Raw genomic sequence first — 8,636 nt, forward strand, 5'->3', positions numbered from 1 at the left:
AGGTGGATGAAGGTTCCCTTCATCGACGTCAGCCGGAGGCGGACTCCGGCTTGGCCTTCTTGGCGCGGGACCTCGGCGCGTCCGCCTCGGTGGCCGGACGGCTGTCCGAGGCCTCGGACTCGGGTGCGCCGGCCTCGGTCTTCGGGGCCTCGGCGGTGCCGGGTGCATCGATCAGGGCCTGGCGGAGTGCGGCGGCGATCAGGCGCATCGACGCGGGCGCGCCCGCGTTGAGGAGCACGTCGACGCCCTCCTGGGGCAGCAGGCCGACGAGCTGTTCGAGGCTCACCTCGGCCCAGGCAGCGATGTTGTCGAGCTCCTTGATCTCCGCGATGCGCCGGCTGTGCGCGGGCGCCGTGGCGACCACGACGCACGGCACCTCGTCCGGCGACATCACCACGACCGGGGTGTTCGACTCGGTCACGGCGAGCCCGAAGACGTTGCCCTCGGTCATCATCGACAGCAGCTCTCCGGGCTCGGCCTCGCCGCGCGTCACCATCTGCACCGTCGCGTCGACCGGGTCCGTCGGGGAGTCCGGTCGCGTCGGCAGGTAGTCGGGGTTCGCGTGGAAACGGCTGGTGGTGCCGTCCTGCTCGACGAACCAGCCGCCGACGACCACCTCCAGGGGTGGACGTGGCCGCTCCTCGCCCTCAGCGGGTTCCGGTTGCTCGGCCTGCCAGGCGGGGTCGATCAGGAACACCCACTGGTCACCCTCGAACCGGGCTTCGGTCTGCTCGGTCGTCGTGGCGGTCTCCGCCATCACAGCCTCCCGGCCGATGTGCTCGTCGTGTCGCTTCTCGTGCGTGTCCATTCAAGGAACCCGTCGACGACCGGTGGGCCTCCTGGAGCCTCGAGCGGCAACCTCCGGGGGAATCACTCACGGAAGTCCTGGCCACGCCCGTGCGGAGGTGAACACCCACTGTAGTCCTCATCGGTTCTCGTCACGTGGCGGCGTGCCGCCGAGGAAGTCGGCGAGGGAGATCGAACGCGGCGTCTCCACGTCGTCCACCACGTCGTCGAGATCCGGCACCGAACGCTCGTCCCACTCGGGTTCGCTGTCGCCGCCCGCCACCGACCAGGCGTCCTCGGAGCCCGCGCCGGACTGCTCGACCTCGCTGTCCGGCGCGTGCACGAGGTGCACCCGGCCGTCGGCGGAACGCTCCACCACCAACGGCAGTCCGGAGTAGACGGTCCACTCCGCGCTGGGCGCGAGCACCGGCGTCGTCACGTAGAAGGTCGACGCCAGCCTCGCCTGGAACTCGCGCACCGCACTCGGCGCACCGTCCGTCACCACCAGCGCCGTCGGCGCCCCGGCCGCCGTGAGTTCACGGAAGGCGGAGGACGCCATGAGCACCTTGGCGAGAGCGGGGCCGTCGACCGTGAGCTGGCGGCCGTCGGCGAGCGTCACGCGGAACCGGTCCGCGACCGCCCGCACGTCCACACCGGCCGCGCGGTCCGGCCACTGCTCCGATGAGGTCCATTCAGGACTGTCGGTAAAGGACACTCCCACCAGGTGGTCCACGAGGTGCGACCGGACGTCCTCGGCCCGGAAGGACGCGACGCGACCGGTGGCATCCGTGCCGAGCACCAGCCCGAACCCGCCGGAGAACGTGTTCCACCGGCCACCGTGCTGCAGCGCGGTCACCGCGTGCCCGTCCCGCACCCCGATGTGCACCGACTCGGTCGAGGCGAGCACCGGGAGGTCGTGGCCGAACGACGTCGAAAGTGCGTTCTGGAAGTCGTGCGCGGCCTGACCGGCGCTGTCGTCTCCCACCGTGCACACGATCAGAGCGATCGCCTCCGGACGGTCCGGCCCGCTCATCCGCTCCTGGAACGGCTCCAGCCTCCGCACGAGGTCGGCGAACGGGTGCCCGTACAGCGACACCGCCGCGCCTTCACGGTTCTGGACGCGGAAGCCCGAGGAAGCACCCTCGGCGCCGAAGCTGTGACTGACGACGAAGAACGTGTTCTCCGGCCACGGCACCGGGCCGGACCGGGCGTCCAGTCCGCCCTCGACCACGTTGATGTCGCTGACTCCCTGCGGCAGCACTGACATCGTGTCGCGGCCGTCCGCCGCCGTCCACGCGTGCGCGGCCGCCACGTCGTCGTCGCTCATGCCGAACACGACACCGATGGCCCGGCCGTCCTTCACCAGAGGCTCGACCCGCATGTCCTCCGGCGGCAGGTCGACGTAGGCGCCCAGGTCGATGCGGTAGCCCTGGGCCGGCTGGTCCAGGGGCAACTCGGGGATCTCTCGCCACATCGTCTCCGGCCCGGCGAGTTCGCCGAGGGCCGCCGTCACCCTGGCCTCCGCGCCGAGCCGGTCGCTCAGCGCGGCCTGGAAGTCGTGCGCCGCGCCACCGCGCCAGCCGTACGCACCCGCACGCGAGGCCAGCAGCGTCACCTCGCGCGACTCGCCGTGCGACACCAGCAGGTCCGCGAACGCCGGCCCGCCCAGTGCGACCCGCGTCCCGTCCGCCAGCGTCACGTGGAACCGCTCGGCGTCGCTGTCCACCGCCACCTGGAACGGTCCTGTCGCGGGCTCGTCCACGGCGCCGCGGAACGAGACGCCCACGACGGCGTCTCCGGCACGGATCGGCTCGACCGGCACGTCGGCGGCGGTGAACATCCGCACCCGGCCGGTGGCGTCCGCGCCCGCCACCACGCCACCGAACCCGCGCCAGCGGCCCTGACCGTCCTCGGCCACCACCGCGGCGGCAAGCGCCCGCTGGAAGTCGTGCGCCGCGCCACCGTCGTGACCGAGCACGCCCGCCGCCGTTCCCGGCAGGGCGACACCGGCCAGTGCCTCCGCCGCCCGGAACGGCTTGGCCTTCGCCACCACGGTGGCGAGCGTCCCGCCGTCGACCGTGATGCGGGAGCCGTCCTTCAACGTCAGCCCGAACCGGTCGGCGCTCGCGTCGACATCGACGTGGAACACGGTGCCCTGCGCCGCGGTGACCGGCAGCGCGACCTGATCCGCTCCACCGCGGAACGTCACGCCGACGGTGCGGCCCTCGGACGTCAGGACATGCCCGGCGACATCGCGCCGGTGGAACGTCCGCGCCTCGCCGGTCGCGGCATCCAGACCCGTCAGCACCGTCTGCCGGCCGAAGACGCGCTGCAGCCAGGAACGGCCGGACTTCAGCTCCGCGCCGCGGTCGGCCGCCGGAACCCCTGCGGGTTCGGGCGTGGGCTCGACGCGGCGCCACTCCCCCGCGTCGTGCACCACGGTGCCCTCGGCCAGCAGCTGGATGTCGTTGGTGGGCGCGTAAACGGGCTCGGCGCGACCGAACTGCTCGTGCAGCGCGCGCTGGAAGCCTTCCACCGCACCACCTGGCACGCCGGCGCCGGACACGAGCAGCGTCACTGCCTCGGGTGCACCGCCGTAGGCCTGTTGGAACGGCTCCGAGCGGGCGACTATCGCGGCCAGCGTCCCGGCGTCGACCACGACCTTGCGGCCGTTCTGCGTCTCGACCAGCATGCTGGCGCCGCTGTACTCCTCCACGTCGACGTGGAAGGTCCGGGCGGGCCACGGGGTTCGCTCGTGGCGGACGGCGCCGGACTCCGTCGCATCGGCGAGGTCGAACTGGCCGGTGCCGAGCAGGTGGGTCGGGCCGGTGCCGCCGCCCGCGGTGGCCCACGCCTCGGTGTCGAGGCGGGTCTCTCCGGTGCGGAACGTGACACCGACGACCTGGTCGCCGTGCCGCAGCGGGACCGCCGAGATCGAGCCCGGCTGGAAGGTGAGCGGACGGCGGCCGCCGTCGCCGTACCGGAACTCGACGCCCGACAGCGGCCGGGGCAGCGTGTCGAACGTGCGGACGGTGCCGTCCTGGGTCGCGGCCGCCACCGGCTGCCACACCTCGAACCGCCCCGCGAGAGCACGCTGGAAGTCGTGGGCGGCACCGCCGGGCGCGTCGATCTCGCCGGCCTGCGAACCGAGCAGCGTGATCCGCTCGCCGGTCGGAACCCTGGCGGCGTGCACGAGGTCGGCCAGGACCATGCCGGACACCGCGACCTGCCGCCCGTCGGTCAACCGCAGGTCGAACCGGTCGTGGGTGCCGGAGACGGCGACGCGGAACTCGTCCGGCGCACCTCCCTCGGGCAGCGGGTCGCCGGTGAACGACACCCCGGCGGCGCTGTGCTCGACGATCACGGCGGGCCGGCTGAAGAGCTCCACCCTGCCGTCCGCACCGGTTCCGGCGAACTGCCCCGGTTCGCCGTGCGCGGTCCACTCACCGCCACGTTGCACCACCGCGGGCACGTCCAGGCCGAACATGCGGGCCACAGTGCGCTGGAACGCGCTGACGCCCTGCTCCGACCCCGCGGACACCATGAACGCCATCGGCCGCTGTGCCCCGGCGGCCTCCCGGAACGCCGGGGACGCCATGACCAGCTTCGCCAGTGCCCGCCCGTCGACCGTGACCGTCCTGCCGTCGGTGAGCGCGACGGAGAAGCGGTCGCCCGAGGCCGTCACGTCCAGGCCGATCGCACCGGCCGGCCACCGCGCCGGGTCCACCGGCCCGTGACCGTCCGCAAAGGACAGTCCGATCGGGCGGTCGCCGTCGCGGACGGTCCGTGACCGGACCTCCTCCGGCGCGAACGGGACGTGCCTGCCCTGACCGTCGGTGCCGAACACCTGCCCGTAGCCGCCGGAGAACGTGAACCACTCGCCCCCGTGCTCCAGGGCGGTGGCCGCGCGGCCGTCCCTCAGTCCGATGTAGACGGAGGCGGTGGGCGCGAGCACCGGCACGTCGACCGCGAAGGTGGTCGACATGGCCTGCTGGAAGTCGTGGGCCGCGGTGCCGGGCCGGTCTTCTGCGACGGTGCAGACGACCAGCGCGATCGCCTCAGGGCGGTCCGGGCCGCTCATCCGCTCCTGGAACGGCTCCAGCCGTCGCACGAGATCGGCGAACTGGTGCCCGTACAACGACAGCGCCGCGCCCTCGCGGTCGTGGAGGCGGAAGCCTGACGTGTCACCGGAGGCGAAGCTGTGCCCGACGACGAAGAACGTGTTCTCCGGCCACGGCGCCGGACCTGTCTCCGTGTCGAAACCACGCGCCATGCCGGCACTGTCCAGGTCGATGCCCTGCGGCAGCACGGACATCGTGTCCTTGCCGTCGGCCGCCGCCCACGACAGCGCGGTGTCCAGGCCGTCGCCGTCGATGCTGAACGTGACCCCGACGACCCGGCCGTCCTTGACCAGCGGCACGGCCTGCACGTCCGCGGGGGTCACGTCGACGACCACACCCCGCTCGAAGTGGCCCGCCTGGACCGGACGGTCCGTCGGCATGGCGGGGAACATCCGCCAGCCGGGGTCGAACGTCTGGATCTCGGCGTCCTCGGCGATGCCCGCCAGTCCGCCGACGTGCGCCGTCAGGTCGCCGGCGGGCGCCACCACCTTGGTCTCCACGCCGAGCCGGTCGCTCAGCGCGGCCTGGAAGTCGACGGCCGCACCGCCACGCCAGCCCGACGCGCCCGCCCGTGACGCCAGCAGCGCGATCTCGCCGCCGCGGTTCTCCCGTGCCTGACCGAACAACGGCGTGGCCGTCAGCACGTCCGCGAACGCCGAACCGCCCAGCGAAACCTTCGTGCCATCGGCCAAGGTCACCCGGAACCGGTCGAGCCGGTTCTCCACCGCCACCACGGCCGCGTCCGGACCGGGCGCGCGCATCGACTCGTCCGCCGCGCCGCGGAAGGACACACCCACGACGGTGTCGCCGTCACGCACCGGCTCGACCGGCACGTCGGCGGCGCCGAACAGCCGCACCCGGCCGCTGTCCTCGACGCCCGCCACCGCACCACCGAACCCGCGCCACCGGCCGTGGCCCTCCTCGGCCACGACGGCGGTGCCGAACTCGGCCAGGCCGCGGTGGAAGTCGTGCGCCGCACTGCCGGAGTGCCCGAGCGCGCCCGCGTTCGGACCCGGCAGGGCGACACCGGCCAGTGCACCCGCGCTCCGGAACGGCTTGGCCTTCGCCACCACCTCGGCCAGCACGCCGCCGTCGACGGTGACGCGGGAGCCGTCCTTCAACGTCAGGCCGAACCGGGACGTGGTCGCGTCGACGTCGACGTGGAAGACGCTGCCCTGGGCCGCGGTGACCGGCAGTGAGACCCGGCCGGTTCCGCTGCGGAAGGTCATGCCGACCGTGCGGCCGTCCGACGTCAGGGTGTGCGCCACGACGTCACGGCGGTGGAACGTCCGTGCCTCACCGGTCGCCGCGTCCAAGCCCGCCAGCACCGAATCGCGGCCGAAGATCCCCTTCAGCCACGAACGCCCGGACTTCAGCGCGGCGCCGGGGTCGGCCATCGGCACCTGATCCACCGGCGCGGCAGGCTCCGCCCTGCGGTCCGCCTCGTCGAGCCACGCGGTCAGCCGCGCGTCCACGTCGGACACCTCGCCACCGCGGCCCAGCGTCCCGTCCACGCGCTCGTCGCGCAACGACGGCGGGGTGAAGTGGATGACCTCCCGCGCGGGCCTGGGCTCGCGCCCGTGTGTCGTCCAGCCGTCCTCGGCCACGACCCGCTCGCCGCCGTCGACCAGGTGCACCGCGCCCCTGGACTCGTGCACCGGCCCCGTGACGGCGAACTCGCGCAGCAGCGTCCGCTGGAAGGCCGCGCCGTCGACGGGCCCGCCAGAGGTGATCAGCGCGATCGCACCCGGCCACCTGGAGCCGCTCGGGTCCACGAACCCGGCGGTCTGACCCAGCACCCTGGCGAACGTGTGACCGTCGACGTGCACGCGCACGCCGTCGGCAGTGCGCACCACCAGCGAACCGTCCACACCGGACTCGACCGCGACGCGGAACGCGCGCTGCCGCAACGGTTCGCCCTGCACCTCGCCGTGCGTCACGACCGGGAGCTCTGTCCGGAACGACGCACCGATCTGCCGTTCTCCGTGCGCCCACGGCTCGGACCGCACCGCCGCCGGATCGAACGCGATCCACCGGACGCCACCGTCGAGCCGGCCCAGCGCCCGTGCCGCGCCCGACGAGAACTGCTCCCACCGGCCGCCGTCGATCAGGTAGTTCTGCCACGCGACGCCGTCGCGGAACACGGAGAACCCGACGCGGGTGGTCGGCGCGACCACCGGCTGCCGGTAGCCGAGCCCGGCCAGCGCCCGCTGGAAGTCGTCCGCCGCGGCGCCACGACCGCGTTCGCTGCCCGTCCGGCACGCCATCAGCGTCAGCGCGTCAGGGTCGAGGCGGGTCATCAGGTCCCGGAACGGCCGCAGGTCGTGCAGCACGGCGGCCAGCACGTCGCCACTGACTGTGATCTCGCGGCCGTCGGCCAACTGGAGCCAGACGGCGTGCGGCGTACCGTGCGTGATGATGTGGGCCGACCGCGCCGGCCACGGCGAAGGGGTGCCGTCCCGGCCTTCCCGCAGGTCCTGCGCCACTCGCGCAGACAGGTCCTCGCCAGGCGCCACGTGGGTCGTCGTCCCTCCGTGGGGGCGTGACATCCAGTCCGCGTGTTCGTTCAGCTCCCGCCCGACCAGGAAGGTGACGGCCGCCGGGACACCGCGCGGCCCGGTGAGCACGGTCGCCCGCACCTCACTGGTGTGGAACCGGGTCGTACCGACCTCCAGGTCGTGCCCAGCGACCACGTCGGCCACCGGGAACGACCGCCACACCCCGCCTCGGTCGAGCACGAGCTGGCCGCCCTGCTGGAAGATTGCGGTCCGCAGGTGCACGTCGGTCGTCGGCGCCACCACCTGCTGGTGCCAGCCGATGGCCGCGAGCGCCTGCTGGAGGTCCCTGGCCGCCGCACCGGCACCCGTCCGGCCGGCGAGCAGCACCAGCTGCCCTCCCTCGTTGTGGGCTGCCATCTGACGGAATGCGTCAATCCCGGACAACGCGCGCCCGAACGTCCTGCCGTCGACCCGCACCGGCGTGCCGTCGGTCAGCCGCAGCTCGAAGGAGTTCTCCGCGCCACGGGCCGCCAGGTACATCGCGTCGGCACGCCACGGCGACGCGATCTCCGCCGCGCCCCTGCTGCTCGGGAACCGCGACGAGCCCTCCGGGTGCGCGAAGGTCCGCCGGTGCTCGCTGCCGGGCTCGATGGCCCACATCAACGACTTGGGCAGCTCCCGGCCGCCGAGGAACGACAGCCCGATCTGCTGCTCCTGGTGCAGCATCGGGTGGGCCTCGACGTCGCCCGGCTCGAACCGGCGTGCCCCACCGGCCGCGTCGGCACCCATCAGGCGCCCCCGCCCACGTGCGGCCGGGGCCATCGTGCCGGGCCTCATCAGGTCCACGTCGTCGCCTCGGCCGGCTTCGCTCCGCGTGGCCGTGGTCTGCGCACCTCCAGCAGGGTGAACGACCTGGTCGTGCACCCCGGCCGCGTGGTCGTGGACCGTCCATCCGTCCTGCGTCCACACCAACGGGGCACCGTCCCGAGCGGACATCAGGTGGGCAGCGCCCCTCGGCACGAAGACCGGCTCGTGGGCCCCGAACTCCCGGCGCAGGGTCTCGTGGAAGGCACCGCCCTGGCCCGGCAGATCCATCGGGGTCGACGTGACCAGCGCGATCGGCGTCCGCGAACCGGTGCCCGAACCGCGGAAGGCCTCGGTGCTGCCCACCACCCGCGCGAACGTCCTGCCGTCGACGTGCAACGTCCTGCCATCGGCAGCATGCACCACC

General features: G+C 73.4%; 2 protein-coding genes. Both read right to left on the reverse strand.

The genetic code is table 11. The features are described 5' to 3' along the window. Nucleotides 1–28 precede the first annotated feature (28 nt). Nucleotides 29–808, reverse strand: coding sequence for a type VII secretion system-associated protein (locus UK23_RS24010; RefSeq protein ID WP_052684980.1), 780 nt, complete (start codon nucleotides 806–808; stop codon nucleotides 29–31). A gap of 117 nt (nucleotides 809–925) precedes the next feature. Further along, nucleotides 926–8,500: a hypothetical protein gene (locus UK23_RS52860; protein ID WP_231114645.1), complete on the reverse strand. Its 7,575-nt coding sequence runs from the start codon at nucleotides 8,498–8,500 to the stop codon at nucleotides 926–928. Between the last annotated feature and the right edge of the window lie 136 nt (nucleotides 8,501–8,636).

The sequence above is a fragment of the Lentzea aerocolonigenes genome, assembly GCF_000955955.1.
Classification (GTDB): domain Bacteria; phylum Actinomycetota; class Actinomycetes; order Mycobacteriales; family Pseudonocardiaceae; genus Lentzea; species Lentzea aerocolonigenes_A.